This window comes from Streptomyces sp. NBC_00104 (assembly GCF_045160825.1).
GTDB lineage: Bacteria > Actinomycetota > Actinomycetes > Streptomycetales > Streptomycetaceae > Streptomyces.
Window position 1 is genome coordinate 7,304,983 of sequence record NZ_CP108215.1, and the last position, 22,300, is coordinate 7,327,282.

22 protein-coding genes are annotated in these 22,300 nt (G+C 68.5%); 19 read left to right on the plus strand and 3 right to left on the minus strand.

Going from position 1 to position 22,300, the window contains the following annotated elements; translation table 11 throughout:
• Nucleotides 1–52 precede the first annotated feature (52 nt).
• Entirely contained in the window at nucleotides 53–343 is a 291-nt protein-coding gene (locus OG272_RS32140; RefSeq protein WP_326577962.1) for a hypothetical protein, read from the minus strand.
• A gap of 508 nt (nucleotides 344–851) precedes the next feature.
• Here OG272_RS32140 and OG272_RS32145 point away from each other — a divergent pair.
• The 14 genes from OG272_RS32145 to OG272_RS32210 all read left to right on the plus strand — a co-directional run bounded on the left by OG272_RS32145 (nucleotide 852) and on the right by OG272_RS32210 (nucleotide 15,983).
• Nucleotides 852–3,218, plus strand: a complete 2,367-nt coding sequence (locus OG272_RS32145) for an ABC transporter family substrate-binding protein (RefSeq protein ID WP_405895360.1) — start codon at nucleotides 852–854, stop codon at nucleotides 3,216–3,218.
• A 125-nt stretch (nucleotides 3,219–3,343) separates the two neighbouring features.
• Nucleotides 3,344–3,694 carry a type II toxin-antitoxin system RelE/ParE family toxin gene (locus OG272_RS32150; protein ID WP_326577958.1) on the plus strand — a complete coding sequence of 117 codons (351 nt, stop codon included), beginning with the start codon at nucleotides 3,344–3,346 and terminating at the stop codon, nucleotides 3,692–3,694.
• A gap of 47 nt (nucleotides 3,695–3,741) precedes the next feature.
• Nucleotides 3,742–3,996, plus strand: a complete 255-nt coding sequence (locus OG272_RS32155; RefSeq protein ID WP_327732126.1) for a helix-turn-helix transcriptional regulator — start codon at nucleotides 3,742–3,744, stop codon at nucleotides 3,994–3,996.
• Between the two features lie 143 nt (nucleotides 3,997–4,139).
• Complete coding sequence (gene typA, locus OG272_RS32160; protein ID WP_326577955.1) at nucleotides 4,140–6,047, plus strand: translational GTPase TypA; 1,908 nt, start codon at nucleotides 4,140–4,142, stop codon at nucleotides 6,045–6,047.
• A gap of 702 nt (nucleotides 6,048–6,749) precedes the next feature.
• Nucleotides 6,750–7,790 (plus strand): ABC transporter permease, encoded by a 1,041-nt coding sequence (locus OG272_RS32165; protein WP_327727952.1) that lies wholly within the window; start codon nucleotides 6,750–6,752, stop codon nucleotides 7,788–7,790.
• Nucleotides 7,791–7,895: 105 nt separating this feature from the next.
• Entirely contained in the window at nucleotides 7,896–9,698 is a 1,803-nt protein-coding gene (locus OG272_RS32170) for an ABC transporter substrate-binding protein (RefSeq protein WP_327727951.1), read from the plus strand.
• A gap of 108 nt (nucleotides 9,699–9,806) precedes the next feature.
• The gene (locus OG272_RS32175) at nucleotides 9,807–10,784 is read left to right on the plus strand and encodes an ABC transporter permease (protein ID WP_327727950.1); all 978 of its coding nucleotides are present in this window, start codon (nucleotides 9,807–9,809) and stop codon (nucleotides 10,782–10,784) included.
• A 10-nt stretch (nucleotides 10,785–10,794) separates the two neighbouring features.
• A complete protein-coding gene (locus OG272_RS32180; protein ID WP_328223981.1) occupies nucleotides 10,795–11,856 on the plus strand; it encodes an ABC transporter ATP-binding protein in 1,062 nt (353 codons plus the stop codon).
• A 13-nt stretch (nucleotides 11,857–11,869) separates the two neighbouring features.
• On the plus strand, nucleotides 11,870–13,012 hold the full coding sequence (locus OG272_RS32185) for an oligopeptide/dipeptide ABC transporter ATP-binding protein (protein ID WP_327727948.1): 1,143 nt from the start codon (nucleotides 11,870–11,872) through the stop codon (nucleotides 13,010–13,012).
• A 204-nt stretch (nucleotides 13,013–13,216) separates the two neighbouring features.
• Nucleotides 13,217–13,849: an HAD-IA family hydrolase gene (locus OG272_RS32190; RefSeq protein WP_328223982.1), complete on the plus strand. Its 633-nt coding sequence runs from the start codon at nucleotides 13,217–13,219 to the stop codon at nucleotides 13,847–13,849.
• 54 nt (nucleotides 13,850–13,903) lie between these two features.
• Entirely contained in the window at nucleotides 13,904–14,026 is a 123-nt protein-coding gene (locus OG272_RS32195; protein ID WP_326577941.1) for a hypothetical protein, read from the plus strand.
• Between the two features lie 8 nt (nucleotides 14,027–14,034).
• Entirely contained in the window at nucleotides 14,035–14,334 is a 300-nt protein-coding gene (locus tag OG272_RS32200) for a hypothetical protein (RefSeq protein ID WP_327727946.1), read from the plus strand.
• On the plus strand, nucleotides 14,331–15,530 hold the full coding sequence (locus tag OG272_RS32205) for a zeta toxin family protein (protein ID WP_327727945.1): 1,200 nt from the start codon (nucleotides 14,331–14,333) through the stop codon (nucleotides 15,528–15,530). Before OG272_RS32200 ends, OG272_RS32205 begins: the two co-directional genes overlap by 4 nt.
• A 69-nt stretch (nucleotides 15,531–15,599) precedes the next feature.
• Entirely contained in the window at nucleotides 15,600–15,983 is a 384-nt protein-coding gene (locus OG272_RS32210; protein WP_405895361.1) for a VOC family protein, read from the plus strand.
• 29 nt (nucleotides 15,984–16,012) lie between these two features.
• Here OG272_RS32210 and OG272_RS32215 read toward each other — a convergent pair whose 3' ends face one another.
• Entirely contained in the window at nucleotides 16,013–16,597 is a 585-nt protein-coding gene (locus tag OG272_RS32215) for a Uma2 family endonuclease (RefSeq protein ID WP_405895362.1), read from the minus strand.
• Between the two features lie 62 nt (nucleotides 16,598–16,659).
• The gene (locus OG272_RS32220) at nucleotides 16,660–17,094 is read right to left on the minus strand and encodes an ATP-binding protein (RefSeq protein WP_405895363.1); all 435 of its coding nucleotides are present in this window, start codon (nucleotides 17,092–17,094) and stop codon (nucleotides 16,660–16,662) included.
• Between the two features lie 123 nt (nucleotides 17,095–17,217).
• On the opposite strand from OG272_RS32220, the gene OG272_RS32225 reads away from it, so the two are divergent.
• The 5 genes from OG272_RS32225 to OG272_RS32245 all read left to right on the plus strand — a co-directional run bounded on the left by OG272_RS32225 (nucleotide 17,218) and on the right by OG272_RS32245 (nucleotide 22,300).
• Complete coding sequence (locus tag OG272_RS32225) at nucleotides 17,218–18,102, plus strand: helix-turn-helix transcriptional regulator (RefSeq protein WP_327750221.1); 885 nt, start codon at nucleotides 17,218–17,220, stop codon at nucleotides 18,100–18,102.
• An 11-nt stretch (nucleotides 18,103–18,113) separates the two neighbouring features.
• Nucleotides 18,114–18,323 carry a DUF397 domain-containing protein gene (locus OG272_RS32230; protein ID WP_327727941.1) on the plus strand — a complete coding sequence of 70 codons (210 nt, stop codon included), beginning with the start codon at nucleotides 18,114–18,116 and terminating at the stop codon, nucleotides 18,321–18,323.
• Between the two features lie 394 nt (nucleotides 18,324–18,717).
• Entirely contained in the window at nucleotides 18,718–20,364 is a 1,647-nt protein-coding gene (locus tag OG272_RS32235) for an ABC transporter substrate-binding protein (RefSeq protein WP_327727940.1), read from the plus strand.
• A gap of 6 nt (nucleotides 20,365–20,370) precedes the next feature.
• Nucleotides 20,371–21,294, plus strand: coding sequence for an ABC transporter permease (locus OG272_RS32240; protein ID WP_327727939.1), 924 nt, complete (start codon nucleotides 20,371–20,373; stop codon nucleotides 21,292–21,294).
• On the plus strand, nucleotides 21,287–22,300 hold the full coding sequence (locus tag OG272_RS32245; RefSeq protein ID WP_327727938.1) for an ABC transporter permease: 1,014 nt from the start codon (nucleotides 21,287–21,289) through the stop codon (nucleotides 22,298–22,300). Before OG272_RS32240 ends, OG272_RS32245 begins: the two co-directional genes overlap by 8 nt.

A 22,300-nucleotide genomic window follows, 5' to 3' on the forward strand; every position in this document is an offset into this window, starting at 1 on the left:
CTTGGCGTCTCGGGTTCTCGGGCTCGGGTTTCGGGGTGGTCGGTTACGGCGGTCAGGGTGCGCGGCGGTCGCGGGCGCCGAGGCCCTCGTCGTCCGAGTCCGTCCACAGCGAGCTGTCGTACGGGGTGTCGGAGATGGGGACCAGGTCGGGGCGGCGCGGCTTCGCCAGGGCGGGAGCGGCCTCGCCCAGCAACGCGATGCTCTCGCGCAGGTGGTCGGCGTCGGTTCGGACGCGGCGTATCTCCAGGCCGCTGCCGCCCAGTTGCTGTTCCAGGCGACGTACGGACCGGGTCAGTTCGTCCAGGCAGCGCCGGACCGACGTCAAGTCGTCGTGCACGGACATGACTTGCCCTCGCTTTCACGGGGTGGTGGCCCCAAGGCGGCAACGTTCATGCGCCTGCGAGTGTCGCGCGTCACACCGGCCGGTGGGAAGCGGTGTGCGGGGTTCTTTTACGTCCGGGGAGCTCGGGGGCGTCCGTGCGTCGGCGCGTGCGGGTGGTGTGTGGTTGCTCGCGCAGTCCCCCGCGCACCCAAAAAGATCGGGCCCCCGCGGGCCTGAAAAGCACGGGGCGCAGCCCCTGCTTTTCAGGGGCGCGGGGAACTGCGCGGGCAACCGCTACGCACCCGCGGCCGCCATACGACCGACCCCCCCGAGCTCCCCCGGCGCAAAGGAACGCCGCGTTGGGCCGCACGGGTGGGTTCCGGCGCGTCCCTCGTCGTGTCGCCGGTCCTACAAGAACCCCGTCCTCTTCAGTGGGCCGCATCCGTCTGATCAGCTCCATATACCGCCGAACGTGATCAGAGCCACCCCCGTCCCCGTTCTCCCACCGCGGAGCGAGGAGGTCGCAGTGATGCCGATTCCCCACGACCGCGTTCGACCGCGCGCCGCGCGCCGCTCGTTGGCGTTCCTGGCCGCCGGCGTGCTCACGATGCCCGTGCTGAGCGGATGCGGTGAGGAGGACCCGGCGGGCAGACCCGTCGCCGGACCGGACATCGCGCCGGCCGCGCGGAACCTCGTCGCCGACGGCGGCACCCTGCGCTGGGCCGTGGACGCCGTACCGGAGACGTTCAACACGTTCCAGGCGGACGCCGACCCGGCCACGGCGCGGATCGCCGGCGCCGTCCTGCCGTCGATGTACCGCCTCGACACCAGCGGACGCCCCCAGGCCCACCCGGACTACCTGGAGTCCGCGAAGGTGGTCGACCGCGAGCCCCGGCAGGTCGTCCTCTACAAACTGAACCAGCAGGCGGTGTGGAGCGACGGCCGGGAGATCGGCGCGGCCGACTTCGCCGCGCAGTGGCGGGCCCTGTCCGGCAAGGACTCCGCGTACTGGACGGCCAGGAACGCCGGCTACGAACGCATCGAGAAGATCGAACGGGGCGACAACGACCTCGAGGTCCGGGTCACCTTCGCCCGTCCGTACGCCGACTGGAAGTCGCTGTTCTCGCCGCTGTACCCGAAGCAGGTGATGGGCACCCCGGACTCCTTCAACGACGGCGCCCGCAAGAAGCTCAAGGTCACCGCCGGGCCGTACGCGCTGAAGGACATCGACCGCAAGGGCGGCGAGGTCACACTCACCCGCAATCCCCGCTGGTGGGGCCGCCCCGCCAAGCTCTCGGAGCTGGTCCTGCGTGCCGTACCGCGCACCGAGCGGGCCAAGGCGCTGGCCGAGGACAAGGTCGACATCGCCGAGATCGACGCGGCGCAGGCCGAGCAGATCATGCTCGCCTCCCGTGACGAGAAGGGATCGCGGGGCGCCGGGCCTCTCACGCGGAGCGGTTCTCCGGCCGAGCACGGTGCCACGGCCCGGAACGGCTCCCCCGCCCACGGGCCCGGCTCCGGCGTGACCCCCGCGACGTCGATGCGGTCCTGGGCCATCGCGCACGGCTCGGACAAGGCGGCCGCGGACGACGAGATCACCGCCCGGAAGAAGCGGCGCGAGGCGCTCGCCGCGTACACCGCCCAGCAGTCCGCCCTGCGCGGCTTCGTCGTCCGCCGGTCCCTGGAACCCGCCTTCACCCAGCTCGCCCTGAACGGTTCCGAGGGCCCCCTCGCCGACGAGCGCGTCCGCCGTGCCGTGGCCCGCGCGATCGACCGGAAGAAGCTCGCCGCCCTCGTCCTGAAACCCCTGGGCCTGCCCGCCGTCCCCGTCGGCAGCCACCTCGCCCTCGCCGGCCAGGCCCACTACGCCGACAGCAGCGGCGCTCTCGGCGGCCAGGACACCGACGAGGCGCGGGCCCTCCTCGCCGACGCCGGATGGGAACAGGGCGGCCCCCTCAAGCCCGTCGCGGAGAGCAGGAAGGCGGCCGGCGCGGAGGGAGAGGAGACCACGGAGAAGGGCGCCCCCGGCTCCAACGGCTCCCCATCCGCCTCCGCCTCGACCTCAGCCTCGGCCTCTAAGCCCGCCTCCGCCTCCGCTTCGGCCTCGGCCTCCCCTTCCGCCTCCACCTCGGCCCCGGCCTCCAAGCCCGCCTCGGCCTCCGCCTCCGCTTCCGCGGACGAGAGCACGTACACCGTCGGCGAGGACAACAAGCCGTACGACGCCGACGAGAACCTCGCCCAGGACGGCAAGCAGTTCAAGCCGGGCGGCGCGCCCGGCGCGTACGCGCCGCAGGGGACACGGGCGCCCGCCGGCACCGCGCGGGGACCGCTCGCCAAGAACGGCAAGCTGCTGACGCTGCGGTTCGTGCTGCCGTCGGGGCCGGGCACGGAGTCGCTGCGGGCCGTCGGTGAGCGGATCGCGGTCATGCTGGAGCGCGTCGGGATCAAGACGGAGATCTCCAAGGTCGCCGACGAGAGCTACTTCAAGGACCACATCGCGAACGGGCAGTACGACCTCGCGCTGTGGTCCTGGCCGACCTCCGCGTACCCCGCCACCGACGCCCGGCCGATCTACGCCAAGCCGGTACCGGCCGCCGACGGCTCGCTGAGCGTCGAGCAGAACTACACGCGCGTCGGCACGGACCGGGTCGACCAGCTCTTCGACCAGGCCGTGGCCACCCTCGACGAGTCGAAGACCCGCTCCCTGATCCGTAAGGCGGACGCCCGCATCTGGGCCGCGGCCGGGTCCATCCCCCTCTACCAGCGGCCCCAGCTCGTCGCCGCCCGCAGCGGCCTCGCGAACGCGGGCGCCTTCGGCTTCCAGACCCCGGTCTACGAGGACATGGGGTTCCTGAAGAAGGGCGCGAAGGGACCGGTGCGGCCCACAGGAAAGTAGGGGATCAACCCTGCGTACTCCGGCCGCTGCCCTGTACGACACGGGGCGGCGGCCAGGCGCACGATGGAGTGAACCCGGGGCCAATCGATCTCGGGCGGGCCCCCTGTGGCCATAGCGTCGATGCTATGACGTGGGGTACGGTCGAACTTGAGCCGGAGGTCGCCGAATGGCTTGGCGGACTCGACGACAAACGCTGGGCACAGGCGCTCATGCACCTTGACCTGTTGGAACAGCGAGGAGTCCACCTCGGCGAGCCGTACACCCGTCAGCTCGACGGCAAGCTCAGGGAACTGCGTTTCTACTGTGGCGCCGCGCGCGTACGGATCACGTACTGGATCGCCACCGGGCGACGCATTGTCATGCTCACCGTGTTCGCGAAAACGAGGATGCGTGAGTTCGTCGAGGTGGAGCGGGCTCGCCAGGCGATGAAGAAGTGCCAGGCTGAAGGCCACACAGTGGACGAGGAGGAGCTGTGACGGAAACCGGGCGAACCAGCCTCACGGATGCCCGCCGGGCCCGGCCCATGACTCACGAGATCGAGGAGGAGTACGCGGCCGCGCAACTGCGTTTCGCTCTCGGTGAGGCCGTGCGCGCCCGGCGACAGGAGCTCGGTCTTTCACAGCGGGAAGTCGGTCGACGAGCGGGTATGACTCAATCGGCAGTGGCCCGCTTCGAGGGCGGGGGAACCGTACCGACCTTCCCTGTCCTCGACCGTCTCGCACGGGCTCTGGGTCTCGAACTGAGGGTGGAGCTGTCGCCGCAGATCAGGAGTGCCTGAGCCGGCCCGGAACCCCTGTGGAGGCCTTCTCCCCGGCGGCCCCGTACCATGGGGTGAGGCCGTGGCGTGTCCAGCCCGGCAGGGTCCGCGCGACACAGATGTCAGCGCAGGCCGTCCTCACACTCCGGGAGAAGCGCCTCAATATGGCCACGCGCCACGACATCCGCAACGTCGCCATCGTCGCCCACGTCGACCATGGCAAGACCACTCTGGTCGACGCCATGCTCAAGCAGGCCGGTGCCTTCGCCGCGCACGCCGCCGAGTCGCTCGACGACCGCATGATGGACTCGAACGACCTGGAGCGTGAGAAGGGCATCACGATCCTCGCCAAGAACACGGCGGTGAAGTACCACCCGAAGGATGGCGGCGACGTCATCACCATCAACATCATCGACACCCCCGGCCACGCCGACTTCGGCGGTGAGGTCGAGCGCGGTCTGTCGATGGTGGACGCGGTCGTGCTGCTCGTCGACGCCTCCGAGGGGCCGCTGCCGCAGACCCGCTTCGTGCTGCGCAAGGCCCTCAAGGCCCGGCTGCCCGTCATCCTGTGCATCAACAAGACGGACCGGCCCGACTCGCGCATCGACGAGGTCGTGAACGAGGCGTACGACCTCTTCCTCGACCTCGACGCCGACGAGGACCAGATCGAGTTCCCCATCGTCTACGCGTGTGCGCGTGACGGTGTCGCCTCGCTGACCAAGCCGGAGGACGGCACGGTCCCCGCCGACAGCGACAGCCTGGAGCCGTTCTTCTCCACGATCCTGTCGCACGTCCCGGCCCCGGAGTACGACGTGGAGGCGCCGCTCCAGGCGCACGTCACCAACCTGGACGCCGACAACTTCCTCGGCCGTATCGCGCTGCTCCGCGTCGAGCAGGGCGAGCTGCGCAAGGGCCAGACCGTCACCTGGATCAAGCGTGACGGCACGATGTCCAACGTCCGCATCACCGAGCTGATGATGACCGAGGCGCTCACCCGCAAGCCCGCCGAGGTGGCCGGCCCCGGTGACATCTGCGCCGTCGCCGGTATCCCGGACATCATGATCGGTGAGACCCTCGCCGACCCCGAGAACCCGATCGCGCTGCCGCTGATCACGGTCGACGAGCCGGCGATCTCGATGACCATCGGTACGAACACCTCGCCGCTGGTCGGCCGCGGTGGCACCGGCAAGGGCGCGGAGAACAAGGCCGCGGTCAAGGACCGCAAGGTCACCGCCCGTCAGGTCAAGGACCGTCTGGACCGCGAGCTGGTCGGTAACGTCAGCCTCCGTGTCCTCGACACCGAGCGCCCTGACGCCTGGGAGGTCCAGGGGCGTGGCGAGCTGGCGCTGGCCATCCTGGTCGAGCAGATGCGCCGTGAGGGCTTCGAGCTGACCATCGGCAAGCCGCAGGTGGTCACCAAGGTCGTCGACGGCAAGGTCTACGAGCCGGTCGAGCGCATGACGATCGACGTGCCCGAGGAGCACATGGGCGCGGTCACGCAGCTCATGGGCGTCCGCAAGGGCCGGATGGACAACATGTCGAACCACGGCTCGGGCTGGGTCCGCATGGAGTTCGTCGTCCCCTCCCGCGGCCTCATCGGCTTCCGTACGGAGTTCCTGACCGGCACGCGCGGCACGGGCATCGCCCACTCCATCCACGAGGGCCACGAGCCGTGGTTCGGCACGCTGACGACCCGTAACAACGGCTCGCTCGTCGCCGACCGCTCCGGCGCCGTCACCGCGTTCGCGATGACGAACCTCCAGGAGCGCGGCGTGCTGTTCACCGACCCCGGCACCGAGGTCTACGAGGGCATGATCGTCGGTGAGAACTCGCGTTCCGACGACATGGACGTGAACATCACCAAGGAGAAGAAGCTCACGAACATGCGGTCCTCCTCGGCCGACTCGTTCGAGGCGATCGTCCCGCCGCGCAAGCTCTCCCTGGAGCAGTCCCTGGAGTTCTGCCGCGACGACGAGTGCGTCGAGGTGACCCCGGAGGCCGTACGCATCCGCAAGGTCAACCTGGACGCCCGCGAGCGCGCCCGGGCCGCGAGCCGCGCCAAGCACGGCTGACGGACCGAGAGCCGGCCCGGCCACCCGCCGTCCGCGGGGGACCGGGCCAGGCCGTGCTCGGGGGCGCTGTGGCCCGTCGTGGGCGCCATGTGCCGCCGTCGTGGCGACAGTTGAGCGTGTGCCCCTGCCCAAGGATTCGATCGGTCGGGGGCCTCCTCCGTTCGTTGCTACGCGTGTAGACTGGTAAGCCGCAGCACGTACCGGAGTGTCTGTCGACACTTCTGCACTTCTGTACTTCTGTACTTCTGTCGAAGCGTCAAGAAGTCCCGGTTCTCCGCCTCGTGGAGGGTCGGGCTTCAGGCGTACCCGCATGCAGGGGAGGTCCCGTGGGGATACTGGGGATTCCGAGAAGGGTGCGAAGGGTGTGCGGGGGAGGCTGGACTTCCGGCCGGGACCCTTCGGTTCACTGTCGGTGAGCTGTGAAGCGCTGTTCGGATATCGGTGATCCAGCGATCAAGTTTCGGACATGTAAACAAAAATCGTTCCCTGTATGTCCGATTCGTCTATTTCGGAACTTGCCTGTCAAGCGCGCGTAGGTGTCAATCTTTGCAATTTTTGCTCAAAATATGGACGGTAGGGAGATCCCTATGCCTTCCGCCCTTGACGCGCGTTGACCCACTTGGCGAAAGTTCCCCCAAACCACAGAACCTGCCGGTATCTGTGCTGCGCTCAACTCTCCAACCCCCCGGGGGAAGAACAGACATGACCAGTCCAACCAAGGCCGAGGGCTCCGGGTCCGCGGTCGCCTTGGACCCCGAGCTCGAGACGGCCACCGAGGCCGCCAAGGGTGAGAAGAAGCTTGAGGGTCGTTCCCCCGGCCAGTTGATGTGGCAACGGTTCAAGCGGGACCGTACGGGAGTCATCTCCGCGTGCGTAGTGATTTTCTTCTTCGTGATCGCCGCGCTCGCGCCGGTCATCGCGAAGCTGTACGGCAAGAATCCCTACACGCTCTACGCGCAGGAGCCCGACTTCCCGTTCCTGCTCGACGACTTCGCGATGCCCACCGGTTCGTTCGGTGGCATGTCGGGTGAGTTCTGGTTCGGTGTCGAGCCGAAGCTGGGCCGCGACGTGTTCACGATGTTGCTGTACGGCATGCGGACCTCGCTGTACATGGCGGTCATCGTCACCGTGGCCAGCGTGGTCACCGGTGTCCTCATCGGCATGATCGGCGGCTACTTCGGCGGTCGGGTCGACTACTGGGTCGGCCGGATCACCGACTTCTTCCTCGGCTTCCCGCAGCAGCTGTTCTTCATCGCCTTCATGCCCGTGGTCACCGCGCTGTTCGTCGACCCGCGCGACGAGACGCCGACCTACCTGCGGGCCGTGTCCATCATCCTGGTGATGTGGTTCCTCGGCTGGATGGGCCTGGCCCGTCTGGTGCGCAGCTCGGTTCTCTCGCTGCGGGAGCGCGAGTTCGTGGAGGCGGCCAAGGTGTCCGGGGCCTCGCCCTGGCGCATCGTGCGCAAGGAGATCCTGCCGAACATCGTCACCCCGATCCTGGTGCAGGGCACCTACATCCTGCCCAGCACGATCCTCTCCATCGCCTTCCTCTCGTTCGTAGGTGTCGGCTTCGTCGAGCCCACCCCCGACTGGGGCCGCATGTTCGCGGTCGGCGCCGACGTCTACGAGCAGGACCCGATGTTCATGGTCTTCCCGGGCGTGGCGATGGTGGTCTTCGTGCTCTGCTTCAACCTTCTCGGCGACTCCGTCCGGGACGCATTCGACCCCAAGACCGGACGGTAATCGTCCATTGGTGGGTGGGGGGACTGCCACCCCCGATCCGGGTTCACCCCCGGGCCGTCAGGCAGTACTCGTGGACAACTATCAACAGGTAGGTGCATAGGCATCATGAAGCCCATCAGAAACCGCACCACGCGCGCCGTGGCCGTCGCCCTCGTGGCCGGCTCGCTGGCGCTCGCCGGCTGCGCGGACAACGGCAAGAGCGAGACCAAGGACAACTCCAAGTCCCAGGACGACGCCGCCGAGCAGTCGAAGCCTGTCGCCTACGGTGACGCCGCCGCCTCCACCGGTCCGGCCGAGCCGGTCAAGGGCGCCAAGCCCGGCGGTGTCATCAACGTGTACGCGCAGTCGGACATGACCCACCTGGACCCGGGCCAGATCTACGTCTCCGACGCCGGCCAGATCGCCAACCTGCTGCACCGCGGGCTGACGAACTACCAGGAGGACGACAAGGGCAACCTGACGGTCGTCGGTGACATCGCCACCGACTCCGGCACGTCGTCCGACGGCGGCAAGACCTGGACGTACAAGCTCAAGGACGGCGTCAAGGACGAGGACGGCAACGCCATCACCTCGGCCGACGTCCGCCACACCATCGAGCGCCAGTACTCCAAGGTCATCTTCGACGGCCCGTCCTACGTCCAGAGCTGGCTGTCGGGCTCCGACTACCGCAAGGCGCTGCCGGACGGCCCGTACAAGGGCAAGCACCTGCCGGACTCCGTCCTGGAGACCCCGGACGACAAGACGGTCGTCTTCCACTTCGACCAGCCGCGCCCGGACCTGCCGCAGGCCCTGGCCATGGCCGGTTACGCCATCGTGCCCGAGAAGCAGGACACGAAGGAGAAGTACGACAAGGCTCCGGCCGCCCTTGGGCCGTACAAGATCTCCGAGTACAAGGCGGGCAAGTCGCTGACCCTGGTCAAGAACGACCAGTGGGACGAGAAGACGGACTCGGTGCGCCACCAGTACGTCGACGGCTACCAGTTCACCACCACCATCGACCAGGCCAGCCAGACCAAGCGTCTGATCGCCGACCAGGGCGAGGCCAAGAACGCCATCCAGTTCACGGACTCGGTGGACCCGGCCCAGCTGTCCACGGTCATCGGTAACGCCGCCGCCAAGAAGCGCACCATCCAGGGCTACCAGCCCTACGTGTGGCAGATGACCTTCAACCTCGACAGCGCCAACATGAAGGACAAGAAGGTCCGCGACGCGATCACCTACGCGCTCCCGTCCCAGGCCATGGTCCAGGCCGACGGTGGTCGCTACGGTGGTGAGGTCGCCGGCGGTCTGATGGCGCCGACCCTCCCGGGCTACGACAAGTCGTACGACCCGTTCGGCAAGCTGAAGAAGCCCAACGGTGACCTGGACAAGGCCAAGGAGCTGCTGAAGGAGGCGGGTGTCAAGGACGGCACCAAGCTCGCCTACGCCTACTCCAACACCCCGCGCGGCCAGGCCCAGATGGTGATCATCAAGGACACGCTGGCCAAGCTCGGCTTCGACGTCCAGGCCAAGGAGATCGACCGGGCCAGCTTCTACGAGCAGATCGGCAAGCTGGACAACCCGTTCGACCTCTACATGACCGGCTGGGGCCAGGACTGGTCCTCCCCGTCCACGGTCATCACCCCGGTCTACGACGGCACCCTCATCGCCGACGGTGCCTCGAACTACTCGCACATCAAGGACGCCAAGGTCGACGCCCTCATCGAGAAGGCGCTGTCCGAGGAGCCCGAGGCCGCGGCCAAGACGTGGGAAGAGGCTCACCACCGCATCGTGGAGGAGATCAACCCGGCCGCCCCGGTCTACTACTCGAAGCAGATCCAGCTCTTCGGATCGAACATCGGCGGTGCCCGGTACAGCACGGAGTCGAGCTACATCGACATCAACGACCTGTTCCTGAAGCAGCCGTAATCCGTCAGTCCGGCTGATCCGCGGGGGTGTGCGCCAGGCGGAGCGCACCCCCGCGGTCGGTACCACCCCCTCCGACCGCCGCGTTTTCGAAGAGAGCATCCACCCGCCATGCTTCAGTTCCTCATCCGCAGGCTGATCGGCGCCGTCGTCATCATGTTCTTGATCGGCGCCTTCACGTTCTTCCTGTTCTATACGATCCCCCAAGACTTCGCGCAGCTGTCCTGCGGCAAGAACTGCTCCCCCGAGAACATCGCGGTCATCAGAGAGAACCTCGGCCTCGACAAGTCCATCGCCACGCAGTTCTGGGACTTCATGTCCGGCATCGTGGTCGGCCGCGACTTCGCGGTGGGGCACTGCTCCGCGCCGTGCCTGGGCGTGTCCTTCCAGAGCGGTGACTTCGTCTGGGACTCCATCGTCGACAGCTTCCCGCTCACCCTGTCGCTGACCCTTGGCGGCCTGGTCATCTTCCTGGTGCTGGGTCTTGGCGCCGGTCTCATCGCCGCCTGGAAGCGCGGTACCGCCGTCGACAAGGCCGTCAGCGGCGCCTCGATGGTGCTCAGTTCGTTCCAGATCTACTTCCTCGGCCCGATCGTCCTCGGCATCTTCGTGTACAGCACCGGCTGGTTGGAGAGCCCCAAGTACGTGCCGTTCACCGAGGACCCTGCGGGCTGGTTCATGGGCTTGTTGATCCCCTGGGCCGTCATGGCCACGATCTTCACCGCCCAGTACACGCGTATGGCCCGCTCGACGATGATCGAGCAGCTGTCCGAGGAGCATGTCCGCACGGCCCGGGCCAAGGGCATGAGGCAGCGGTACGTATTCTTCCGTTATGCCTGGCGTGGTTCGCTCATCCCGATCGTCACCATCATCGGTATGGACCTGAGCGCGCTCCTGTCCGGCGCGGTGGTCACGGAGTACACCTTCGACCTGGCCGGCATCGGGCGTCTCGCGGTCGAGTCCTCGACCGGCAAGGACATCCCGCTGACGATGGGCGTGATGCTGTTCGGCGCGTTCTTCATCCTGATGCTGAACATCATCGTGGACATCGCCTACGCCTACATCGACCCGCGCGTGCGCCTCAGCTAGGAGAAATACCGTGACCACTCTGACCAAGACCGAAGGTGAGAAGGCCCCGACCGGGCCGGAGGCCTTCCTCTCGGTCCGCGACCTGCGGGTGCGGTTCTCCACCGAGGACGGCATTGTCAAGGCCGTCGACGGGCTCTCCTTCGACGTCGAGCGCGGCAAGACGCTGGGCATCGTGGGCGAGTCGGGCTCCGGCAAGTCCGTGACCAACCTGACCGTCCTCGGCCTGCACAACCCCAAGACCACCACCGTCGAGGGCGAGATCATCCTCGACGGGAAGGAACTCGTCACCGCCAAGGAGAAGGAGCTGGAGCAGCTCCGCGGCAACAAGGTGGCGATGATCTTCCAGGACCCGCTGACGGCGCTCTCGCCGTACTACACGGTGGGCCGGCAGATAGCCGAGCCGTTCATGAAGCACACCGGCGCCTCCAAGAAGGAGGCCCGGCAGCGGACGATCGAGATGCTGGCCAAGGTCGGCATCCCGCACCCGCAGACGCGGGTGGACGACTACCCGCACCAGTTCTCCGGCGGTATGCGCCAGCGCGCCATGATCGCCATGGCGCTGGTCTGCGACCCCGACCTGCTGATCGCGGACGAGCCGACCACCGCGCTCGACGTGACGGTGCAGGCCCAGATCCTCGACCTGCTCAAGGACCTCCAGCAGGAGTTCGGCTCCGCGATCATCTTCATCACCCACGACCTCGGCGTCATCTCCGACATGGCCGACGACCTGCTGGTGATGTACTCGGGCCGGGCCGTGGAGCGCGGCAGTGTCCGTGAGGTGCTGCGCGAGCCCAAGCATCCCTACACCTGGGGCCTGCTCAGCTCGATGCCCCGCCTCGGCGGCGACACCGCGCAGGCGCTCACGCCGATCCCCGGCTCCCCGCCCAGCCTGCTCAACCCGCCCACCGGCTGCCCGTTCCACCCGCGCTGCGCGTTCACCGGTGAGGTCACCGGCAACCGGTGCAGCACCGAGCGGCCCCCGCTCGGTCAGGGGCGCGACTCCGCCTGCCACCTGACGGCGGAGCAGAAGCAGACCATCTTCATCGACAAGATCCAGCCTCGGCTGCGCTAGGGAGAACCGAGACATGAGCGACAACCTCACCCTCCCCGCGCAGCAGGGCTCCAAGGACACCGCGGCCGAAACGCTCCTCAGGGTCGAGGGCCTGACGAAGCACTTCCCCATCCACGGCGGCTTCCCGATCAAACGCAAGGTCGGCGCCGTCCAGGCGGTGGACGGCATCGACCTGACCGTCGGCGTCGGCGAGAGCGTCGGCCTCGTCGGTGAGTCGGGCTGCGGCAAGTCGACCACCGGCCGGCTGATCACGAAGCTGATGGAGCCCACCGGCGGGAAGATCACCTACCGGGACCAGGACATCACGCACGCCTCGCGCAAGCAGCTGGCGCCGGTGCGGTCCGAGATCCAGATGATCTTCCAGGACCCCTACTCCTCGCTGAACCCGCGGCAGACGGTCGGCACGATCATCAAGTCGCCGATGGAGGTCAACGGGATCAATCCCGAGGGCGGCCGGGAGAACAAGGTCCGCGAGCTCCTCGAACTGGTCGGCCTCAACCCCGAGCACTACAACCGCTTCCCGCACGAGTTCTCCGGCGGTCAGCGCCAGCGCATCGGGGTCGCCCGCGCGCTCGCCCTGAACCCGAAGCTGATCGTCGCGGACGAGCCGGTCTCGGCGCTGGACGTGTCGATCCAGGCGCAGGTCGTCAACCTGCTCCAGAAGGTCCAGGACGAGCTGGGCATCGCGTTCCTCTTCATCGCCCACGACCTCGCCATCGTCCGGCACTTCTCGAAGCGCGTCGCGGTCATGTACCTCGGCAAGATCGTCGAGGTCGCCGACCGTGACTCGCTGTACAACCGGCCCCGGCACCCGTACACCCACGCCCTGCTCTCGGCGGTGCCCGAGGTCGCCATCGACGACGAGGCCGAGGTGAAGGAGCGGATCCGGCTCGCCGGTGACGTGCCCTCGCCGATCTCGCCGCCGTCCGGCTGCCGCTTCCGCACCCGCTGCTGGAAGGCGCAGGACAAGTGCGCCTCCGAGGAGCCGCCGCTGGTCCAGCTCTCCGGCAACCTGGACGGCCACCTGACGGCCTGCCACTTCCCGGAGGACCCCACGACCGAGGCCCGCGCCGAGGACGTCGTCCTGGACCCGGCGTTGAAGGCGCTGGAGGACAGCGGGGCGGAGGGGTCCGGCGCGAAGGTCACGAAGGACTGACGACTGACCTGATCGAGTCCTTGAGGGCTCGTCGTACGACGGTGATGATCCCGGTACCGGGGTCGGGACCGGTGCCGGGGCCGAACCGCCCCGCCTCCGACTCCCGCATCGCCGCTGTGCGACGAGCCCTGTTTTGTGTGGACGAACCGCTGGGATGGACTGCTTTCGACGGGGGCGTGCGAACGGATGGGTTCCGGACGGGTGATGGACGACGGTACGGCGGCCGCCGTCCTCTTCGACGTGGACGGGGTGCTGATCGACACCGCCGACGCGCACGGGCGGGTCTGGCGGGCCTGGGCGCGGGCGCGGGGACTGGACCCCGAGGCCGTGTGGCTGGCCACGCAGGGGCGGCGGCGGGCGGACATCCTGCGGCTGGTGGCGCCGGAGCGCGATCCGGCCGGGGAACACCGGGCTCTGGACCGGCTGATGGCGACCGAGGAACCCGGCTTCCGCGCCTTCGACGGGGCCGCCGGGCTGTTGCGCGCCCTGCCGCCGGGCCGCTGGGCCGTCGTCACCTCCAGCCGCGCTGGGCCCACCGCCGCGCGGCTCGCCCGTACGGGGCTGGTCGTGCCAGAGGTACGCGTCTGCGCCGAGGACGTCTCCGAGGGGAAGCCGTCGCCCGAGGGCTATCTGACCGCCGCCGCCCGCCTGGGCACCGACCCGGCCCGGTGCCTGGTCGTCGAGGACGCGCCGGCGGGCATCGCGGCGGGGCTCGCGGCCGGCTGCACGGTGTACGCGGTGGCCTCCACCCACCGGCCCGAGGAACTCCGGGACGCGCACGTGTGTTTCGGGTCGCTGAGGGAGGCGGCGGGGGCGGTTCTGCGGGCCGTGGGCTGAGCAGGAACCCGGGCCGGAGACGGCACCGGCGGTGAATTCGGTGGCGGAGCCACCGTGGATGCCGGGACCCTGGCCGGTGGCGGAACCGTGGCCGGAGGCGCCGACGTGCTGGAAGAGGAGGCCGGGGCGCAAGAGACCGTCGGCCCGATACGCCGTACCCACGTCACCGAGGAGTGATCCCGTACATGCCCGAGCCCGATGACCTGCGCAGCCACGACCTCTCCGTCCTCTCCGAACAGTCCGCCCGAGACCTGGACTCCGCCGAGGGCATCCTCGGCCTGCTGACCGGCTGGGCGGCGGAGCGGTTGCGGCTGGCCCGGGAGGCGGCCGAGCCGGAACCGGAGGCGGTCGCGCGCTGGACGGCGGAGAACGAGCGGTACGCCGAACTGCTGCGGCAGGTAAGGAAGTTGACCCCCGATGAGCTGCGGCGCGTGGTCGAGGAGCTGGGCCCGGTGGCCCGGCGGGCCGTGGAGGAGGGGCGGTGACGGGGGAGGAGCCCGGGAGAGCCGAGGGAGCCGGAGCGGGGCCTCGGTCGCGGGCTTCGGGTCCCGGGGCGCAGCCCACGGCGCCCGAACCACCGTCCCCCGACCCGTTACGGCACGCCCTCCCGCCCGACCGGCACCGGCAGGTCTACCGGGAGGTGATCGCCCCGGCCGTGCTGGTCGGGGAAGGGTCCGAGCGGCCGAAAGTGATCGTGCTCGGCGGACAGCCGGGCTCCGGGAAGTCCAATGTCGCCCGGGCCCTCGTCGGCGACCGGGACGTCGTGAAGATCTCCAGCGACGGCATCCGTGAACTGCACCCCAAGTGGCCGGAGTTGCTGCGCGCCGATGACACCACGGCCGGCTTCTACACCCATCACGACGCCCGTGCCTGGGTGGAGACCGCGATCGGGGACGCCGTCGACCGGCGGCTCGACGTGCTGTTCGACACCGCCCAGGACGATCCCGAGCGCACCCGGCGGCTGCTGAACCGGTTCCGTGAGGCCGGGTACGAGATCGACGTGGTGTTCGTCGCCGGGGGCTCCGCGCTGAGCCGACTGGGTGTGCTGGAGCGTTACCACACCGACCGGCTGGCCCAGGGCGGCGCCCGCTTCGTCGAGAACCCCGACCGCTCGTTCCCCGGTGTTCTCGCCAGCGCCCGGGTCATCGACGAGGAGCGGCTCGCGGACTCGGTGACGGTCTACCGCCGCGACGGCACCGCCCTCCACCACAACACTCTCGGCCCCGACGGTGACTGGACCCGGCCCACCGGCACGGACACCGCCCTGCGTACGGAACGCGAACGTTCGTGGACCCGGGCCGAGTCGGAGTGGTTCGCCACCACGGCGGAGAAGCTCGCCAAGGTCAAGCCGGAGGAGCTGGGCGAGCCGATCCAGCCGCGCTGGCGGGGGCTCGTCTCGGACGCGGTCGCCGCCTCCCAGCCGTACGCCGACCCGTCGGTGGCCGACCGGCTGCACCGCCTGCGAACGGCCCTCCAGCAGCCGGCACCGGGGGCGGCCGCAGGGCCCGGTGTCTCCTCGGCGGCGACGATGCGGTCGTCGGGCGGGGCCGCGAGCCGTACGCCGGGCACTCCTGGGACCCCGGGGCCGCACCGGCCCCCGGGCCTCCCGGCGGCTTCCAACCGCCCTCCCACGAACCAACCGCCGAACAACAACAATCCCGGCCCGACCCGGAACCGTTGAATCACCTGTCTCACCGAGTTACCCCACGCACCTGACGCACCCGCTCACCGACTCACACGGAGATACCAGTTGAGCCCGAAGCCCACCACCATCCACAGCCTCACCTTCGACTGCACCGGCGACCCGTACGACCTCGGCCTCTTCTGGAGCGAACTGCTCGGTCGGCCGCTGGCCGACGACGACAAGCCCGGTGACCCGGAGGCCCTGATCGCGGACCCGGCCGGTGGCCCGAGGCTGCTGTTCGTCCGGGTGCCCGAGGGCAAGTCGGCGAAGAACCGGCTCCACTTCGATCTGAAGCCGCACGGCCGCACCCGGGCCGAGGAGGTCGAGCGGGCGGTCTCCCTCGGGGCCCGGCTGATCGCGGACCACACTCGGCCCGACGGCGGCGGCTGGGTCACGCTGGCCGACCCCGAAGGGAACGAATTCTGCGTGGAGAGGGGAGAGTTGGGCTGAATGGCCGCAGCAGTGCCCCGGTCAGCGCGTCAGGTTGAGCTGTTTCCCGCCTTGCCGTAGCGGCGGAATGCGGCGGTCTCCACCGTCCATACGCCGAACGGCACCTTGTCGCCGAAGATGTACGGATCCTTGCGCGAGTAGCGTCCCTTGCACGGTTCGGAATGCACCTCGATCGTGCCCGTGCGAGGGTCGACGATCATGTAGTGGGCGATCCCCATGGCGGGGTACTCGGTGAGCTTCTCGCCGTAGTCGTTGTCCGGGTTGGACGGCGAGACGATCTCGATCACGGCCAGGACCTGGGTGGCGTCCACGGTCAGGCCCTCCTCGTCGAGCACCTCTTCCGGGATGACGACGGCGTCAGGGCGCCGCATGCGGCCGATCGACGGGTGCTCGATCTCGGGCCCGTTCGCGCAGATGTAGCCGGGGTGTGTGCTGCGGAGCTGCTCGTCCAGCTGTTTGCAGATGCGGCGGACAGCGCCCTCGTGTCGCTTCGAAGGGCTCATCATCGCGAGGGAGGGGCCGGCGGGGCCGATCTCGACGATCCATGACCCTTCGAGGTGCTCGGCGTATGCCATGAGCTCCTCGGCGATCGCGCGCATCTTCGCGTACTCCATGTCCCGAGAGTAGCGAGCGGACATACGTGCCGCCTCTTGCCCGGTCGGTTCCGCGGACCGCCTCACCTTTCTTCCTTCGGCACCACGCTGAACCACACCGCCTTGCCGTACAGGTACTCCCGTACGCCCCACTCGTCGGCGCACGCCTCGACGATCCCGAGCCCGCGCCCGGCCTCGGCGTCGTCGCTCCGCTGCCGGGCCTCGCTGGGGGCGGGGCATCCGAGGCCGTGGTCCCAGACCGAGACGGTGAGGGTCTCGGGGGTGCGCTCCACGTTCACGTAGGCGTCGGTGGGGGAGTGCCGGTACGCGTTGGTGACCAGCTCGGAGGCGAGGAGTTCGACCGTGTCGGCCACGCACCCGAGGCGGGTCGCGCGCAGCAGTGCGCGGAGGGCGGCTCTGACCACGGAGGCGGCACGCGGGTCGTGGGGGATGAGGAAACCGTACGACCAGTGAGTTTCCGGGAGTTCAGGGGTGCCGGGAGAATCGGGCGTGCGCATGTGGCAGCCTCCAGAGTGAGGTCATGCTGTGACTGGCTCCTCACTCACCGTAGGTGAAGTGGTGTGAGTTATTCAACCTGACTGGGTGGAATGATGGTTGGTGGATGAGGGAGGTGGGGGAATGTGGGGCTAAGAGCTGATCCGACGTACCGGCAGAGGCGTTTCGGCCTGGAATTGCGCAGGTTGCGCGAACGGGCCGGGTTGTCGTCGACTGAGGCCGCTGCTCTGCTCGGCATGAGGCAGCCTCAGCTCAGCAGTGTCGAGGCGGGGAGGACTGGGCTCGCTTCAGAACGCGTCCAGCGACTTGCACAAGCTGAAGGTGCGAGTTCTCAAACCTTTGTTCAGGCGTTGATCGATCTTGGGCAAAGGTCAGGTAAGGGATGGTGGAGCGACTACCGGAAGGTGCTGAGCTCGGCGCACCTGGACCTGGCGGAGTTGGAGGACGGTGCCCGCTCCATGGTCACCTACGAGCCGATGTTCGTCCCCGGCATCCTGCAAACACGCGACTACGCCGAAGTCATCCACCGGGCCGGATATCGGCCGATGGGCGACGAGGGGCGGGCGGCTGCCGTCCGCTTCCGGGTGCGACGTGGTGGCTTGCTGACAGGCGAGCGTCCGCCAAGCCTTCACGCAGTGGTCCATGAGGCGGCGCTCAGCATGTCGCTGGGGGAGCCCCAGGTGATGCGTGATCAGTTGCTGTATCTGGTCGAGCTGGCCCGGTTGCCGCATGTGACCATTCAGATCCTGCCGTCCGACGGTCCCGTCCCGTTCGGTACGGGATTCGTGCTGCTCACGCCGCAGGTGCGGGAGTTGGGGACTGTCGTGGTCTCCCACATCGAGAAGTCGCTGTACCTCGACGATGGGGAGGCGCTGTCCAGGTACGGGGACTGGTTCGCTACGTTGGCCGGATCGGCGCTGCCCGCCGTCGACCCGGATGCGTCGCCGGACGTCTGTGTGGCCAAGGGGTCGCTCGGCCTCCTGCAGCGGATTCTCTACCCCCTCCTGTAGAAAGGGCTTGTATGTCTGACTTCAGTTGGCAGAAGTCCAGCTTCAGTGAAGGTGGCGCCGCGAACTGTGTCGAAATCGCCGCCGCCACCACCAGTCGCGTCCACCTCCGTGAGAGCGCAACCCCCGAGACCGTCATAGCCACCACGTCCGCGGCTCTGCATGCCTTCCTCGGCGGAATCAAGGGCGAGACTCTCGGCCGGGCCTCGCGTCGCACAGGCTGAAGCGGCCGGCCCGACCCCCGCCGAAAAGGCGGCTCGCGGGGCACTCGGCCCCAGTCGTCGGCCAGTGGGCGCCCAGTCCCACAGCGCAAGCATGAAGACCCCAGGTGGCGGCCGGTCCGGGTGGGACTCCGCGGACGCTTGTGGCCAGACCCGTCCTCGGGCAGGGCAAGGCCCGGCGGGTGGGCGTGCAGACGTGGGCGACCCCGACCCCGACCGCGGTGCCACGTCGGACGCAGTGAGTGCGTACATCCGGATGGACGTGTTCCCCCGGACGGGCCGAGTGATGTGCGCTATGTGTGCAACCGGTTGATATTGGCCGGTAACGGAACAGCGCCCCGGCGCTGGAGCACAGCGCAGTACCGCAGACCACTGCGCACTCACGAGGAGGCACCCCATGCGTGGAGCCACACACGCCCGATGGATCGCCGGCGCGGTGGCGGTGGCTCTCGCCGCGACCGCCTGCGGGGGCGGGGACGACGACAGTGACAGCGGCAGCGGCAGCGGGGACACCGGCGCGGTGCTCAGCTCCTCCTGGGGCGACCCGCAGAACCCGCTGGAGCCGGCCAACACCAACGAGGTGCAGGGCGGCAAGGTGCTCGACATGATCTTCCGCGGGCTGAAGCGGTACGACCCCAAGACCGGTGAGGCGAAGGACATGCTCGCCGAGGAGATCGAGACGACCGACTCGCAGAACTTCACCATCACCGTCAAGGACGGCTGGACCTTCAGCAACGGCGAGAAGGTCACCGCCAAGTCCTTCGTGGACGCCTGGAACTACGGGGCGAGCCTGAAGAACAACCAGAAGAACGCGTACTTCTTCGAGTACATCGAGGGGTACGACAAGACGCACCCCGACGACGGCAGCAAGCAGAGTGCCGACACCCTCTCCGGGCTGAAGGTCGTCGACGACAACACCTTCACGGTCAAGCTCACCCAGAAGTTCTCGACCTTCCCCGACACCCTCGGCTACAACGCCTTCGCCCCGCTGCCGCAGTCGTTCTTCACCGACCACGACGCCTGGCTGAGCAAGCCCGTCGGCAACGGCCCGTACGCCGTCGACTCGTACACCAAGGGCTCCCAGCTGTCGGTCAGGAAGTGGGACGACTACCCCGGCGATGACAAGGCGCAGAACGGCGGCGTGGACCTGAAGGTCTACACCGACAACAACACCGCCTACACCGACCTGATGGCGGGCAACCTCGACCTCGTCGACGACGTCCCCGCCGCCCAGCTGAAGAACGTCGAGGCCGACCTCGGCGACCGGTACATCAACACCCCGGCCGGCATCATCCAGACCCTGTCCTTCCCGTTCTACGACGAGGACTGGAACAAGGAGGGCTCGGACAAGGTCCGTGAAGGGCTCTCGCGGGCCATCGACCGCGACCAGATCACCGACACCATCTTCCAGAAGACCCGCACCCCCGCCACCGACTGGACCTCCCCCGTCCTCGGCGAGGACGGCGGCTACAAGAAGGGCCTGTGCGGTGACGCCTGCGAGTACGACGCGGACGCCGCCAAGAAGCTGATCGAGGAGGGCGGCGGCCTCCCCGGCGGCCAGGTCAAGATCACGTACAACGCGGACACCGGCTCCCACAAGCAGTGGGTCGACGCCGTCTGCAACTCCATCAACAACGCCCTCGACAACGACAAGGCGTGCGTCGGCAACCCCGTCGGCACCTTCGCCGACTACCGCAACCAGATCACCCAGCGGAAGATGAGCGGCCCCTTCCGCGCCGGCTGGCAGATGGACTACCCGCTCATCCAGAACTTCCTCCAGCCGCTGTACTACACCAACGCCTCCTCCAACGACGGCAAGTGGTCCAACGCCGAGTTCGACAAGCTCGTCGACGAGGCCAACGCCGAGTCCGACACGGCGAAGGCCGTGCAGACGTTCCAGCAGGCCGAGGAGGTCGTCCGGGACAACATGGCCGCCATCCCGCTCTGGTACCAGAACGGCAGTGCGGGCTACTCGGCGCGCCTGTCCGACGTCTCCCTGAACCCGTTCAGCGTGCCGGTGTACGACCAGATCAAGGTCGGCTGACCTCCCGTGGGACGGTACGTCGTCCGGCGCCTGCTGCAGATGATCCCGGTCTTCGTGGGCGCCACACTCCTGATCTTCCTGATGGTGAACGTGATGGGCGACCCCATCGCGGGCCTCTGCGGCGATCGGGAGTGCGATCCGGCGACGGCCGCCCAACTACGCCGTGAGTTCGGCCTCGACATGCCCGTCTGGCAGCAGTACCTGACCTACATGGGCAACGTCTTCACCGGCGACTTCGGCACCGCGTTCAACGGGCAGGAGGTCACCGAGCTGATGGCCTCCGCCTTCCCCGTCACCATCCGGCTGACCATCGTCGCCATCCTCTTCGAGGTCGTCGTCGGCATCACCCTCGGTGTCGTCACCGGCCTGCGGCGCGGGCGGCCCGTCGACACCGGGGCGCTGGTGGTCACCCTGGTCGTCATCTCCGTCCCCACCTTCGTCACCGGTCTGCTGCTCCAACTGCTGCTGGGCGTCGAGTGGGGCTGGATCAGCCCGTCGGTCTCCTCCGAGGCCCCCTTCGACGAGCTGATCGTCCCCGGGCTCGTCCTCGCCTCCGTCTCCCTGGCGTACGTCACCCGTCTGACCCGGACGTCCATCGCGGAGAACACCCGCGCCGACTACGTCCGCACCGCCGTCGCCAAGGGGCTGCCCCGGCACCGGGTGATCCGCAAACACCTGCTGCGGAACTCCCTGATCCCCGTGGTCACCTTCATCGGCACCGACATCGGCGCCCTCATGGGCGGCGCCATCGTCACCGAGCGGATCTTCAACATCCACGGCGTCGGCTACCAGCTCTACCAGGGCATCCTCCGCCAGAACACCCAGACCGTCGTCGGCTTCGTGACCGTCCTCGTCCTGGTGTTCCTGCTCGCCAACCTGCTCGTCGACCTCCTCTACGCCGTACTCGACCCGAGGATCCGCTATGCCTGAGCCGCAGCCCGAGGAGCCGCACGTATCGGGCGGCGGGCGCGCCGCGGAGGACGGGGCGATCGCCGCGACAGGGTTGGACGGCACCATGGACCTGGCCACCACCGAGGGGGAGACCCTGGAGAAGAGCCTCGGCGAAGCGGACCACGGGGACCCCTCCGACAAGGCCCGCAGCCTCTGGTCCGACGCCTGGCGCGATCTGCGCCGCAACCCCGTCTTCATCATCTCGGCGCTGGTGATCCTCTTCCTGGTCGTCATCTCCCTCTGGCCGTCGCTGATCGCCTCCGGCAACCCGCTCAAGTGCGACCTGTCCAAGGCCCAGGAGGGCTCGCAGCCCGGCCACCCCTTCGGCTACGACGGCCAGGGCTGCGACGTCTACACCCGTACCGTCTACGGGGCGCGGATCTCCATCGCCGTCGGCGTCTGCGCCACGCTCGGGGTCGCGCTCCTCGGATCGGTGCTCGGCGGGCTCGCCGGGTTCTTCGGCGGGTTGTCGGACTCGTTCCTGTCCCGGATCACCGACGTCTTCTTCGCGATCCCCGTGGTCCTCGGCGGCCTGGTGCTGCTGTCCGTGGTCACCAGCAACTCCGTCTGGCCGGTGATCGGCTTCATGGTGCTGCTGGGGTGGCCGCAGATCTCCCGCATCGCCCGAGGCTCCGTCATCACCGCCAAACAGAACGACTACGTCCAGGCGGCCCGCGCGCTCGGCGCCTCCAACTCCCGCATGCTGCTGCGCCACATCACCCCGAACGCCGTCGCCCCGGTCATCGTCGTGGCCACCATCGCCCTCGGCACGTACATCGCCCTGGAGGCGACCCTCTCCTACCTCGGCGTCGGCCTGAAACCGCCCAGCGTCTCCTGGGGCATCGACATCTCCGCCGCCTCCCCCTACATCCGCAACGCTCCCCACGCGCTGCTGTGGCCCTCCGGGGCCCTGGCGATCACTGTCCTGGCGTTCATCATGCTCGGCGACGCGGTGCGCGACGCCCTCGATCCGAAGCTGAGGTGA

Coding starts and splice junctions, on each gene's coding strand:
- OG272_RS32165 (WP_327727952.1), top strand. CDS start 6,750: ATGACCAGTCCAACCAAGGCCGAGGGCTCCGGGTCCGCGGTCGCCTTG.
- typA (WP_326577955.1), top strand. CDS start 4,140: ATGGCCACGCGCCACGACATCCGCAACGTCGCCATCGTCGCCCACGTC.
- OG272_RS32170 (WP_327727951.1), top strand. CDS start 7,896: ATGAAGCCCATCAGAAACCGCACCACGCGCGCCGTGGCCGTCGCCCTC.
- OG272_RS32215 (WP_405895362.1), bottom strand. CDS start 16,597: ATGGAGTACGCGAAGATGCGCGCGATCGCCGAGGAGCTCATGGCATAC.
- OG272_RS32175 (WP_327727950.1), top strand. CDS start 9,807: ATGCTTCAGTTCCTCATCCGCAGGCTGATCGGCGCCGTCGTCATCATG.
- OG272_RS32155 (WP_327732126.1), top strand. CDS start 3,742: ATGACTCACGAGATCGAGGAGGAGTACGCGGCCGCGCAACTGCGTTTC.
- OG272_RS32145 (WP_405895360.1), top strand. CDS start 852: ATGCCGATTCCCCACGACCGCGTTCGACCGCGCGCCGCGCGCCGCTCG.
- OG272_RS32220 (WP_405895363.1), bottom strand. CDS start 17,094: ATGCGCACGCCCGATTCTCCCGGCACCCCTGAACTCCCGGAAACTCAC.
- OG272_RS32190 (WP_328223982.1), top strand. CDS start 13,217: ATGGACGACGGTACGGCGGCCGCCGTCCTCTTCGACGTGGACGGGGTG.
- OG272_RS32230 (WP_327727941.1), top strand. CDS start 18,114: ATGTCTGACTTCAGTTGGCAGAAGTCCAGCTTCAGTGAAGGTGGCGCC.
- OG272_RS32235 (WP_327727940.1), top strand. CDS start 18,718: ATGCGTGGAGCCACACACGCCCGATGGATCGCCGGCGCGGTGGCGGTG.
- OG272_RS32140 (WP_326577962.1), bottom strand. CDS start 343: ATGTCCGTGCACGACGACTTGACGTCGGTCCGGCGCTGCCTGGACGAA.
- OG272_RS32200 (WP_327727946.1), top strand. CDS start 14,035: ATGCCCGAGCCCGATGACCTGCGCAGCCACGACCTCTCCGTCCTCTCC.
- OG272_RS32150 (WP_326577958.1), top strand. CDS start 3,344: ATGACGTGGGGTACGGTCGAACTTGAGCCGGAGGTCGCCGAATGGCTT.
- OG272_RS32245 (WP_327727938.1), top strand. CDS start 21,287: ATGCCTGAGCCGCAGCCCGAGGAGCCGCACGTATCGGGCGGCGGGCGC.
- OG272_RS32185 (WP_327727948.1), top strand. CDS start 11,870: ATGAGCGACAACCTCACCCTCCCCGCGCAGCAGGGCTCCAAGGACACC.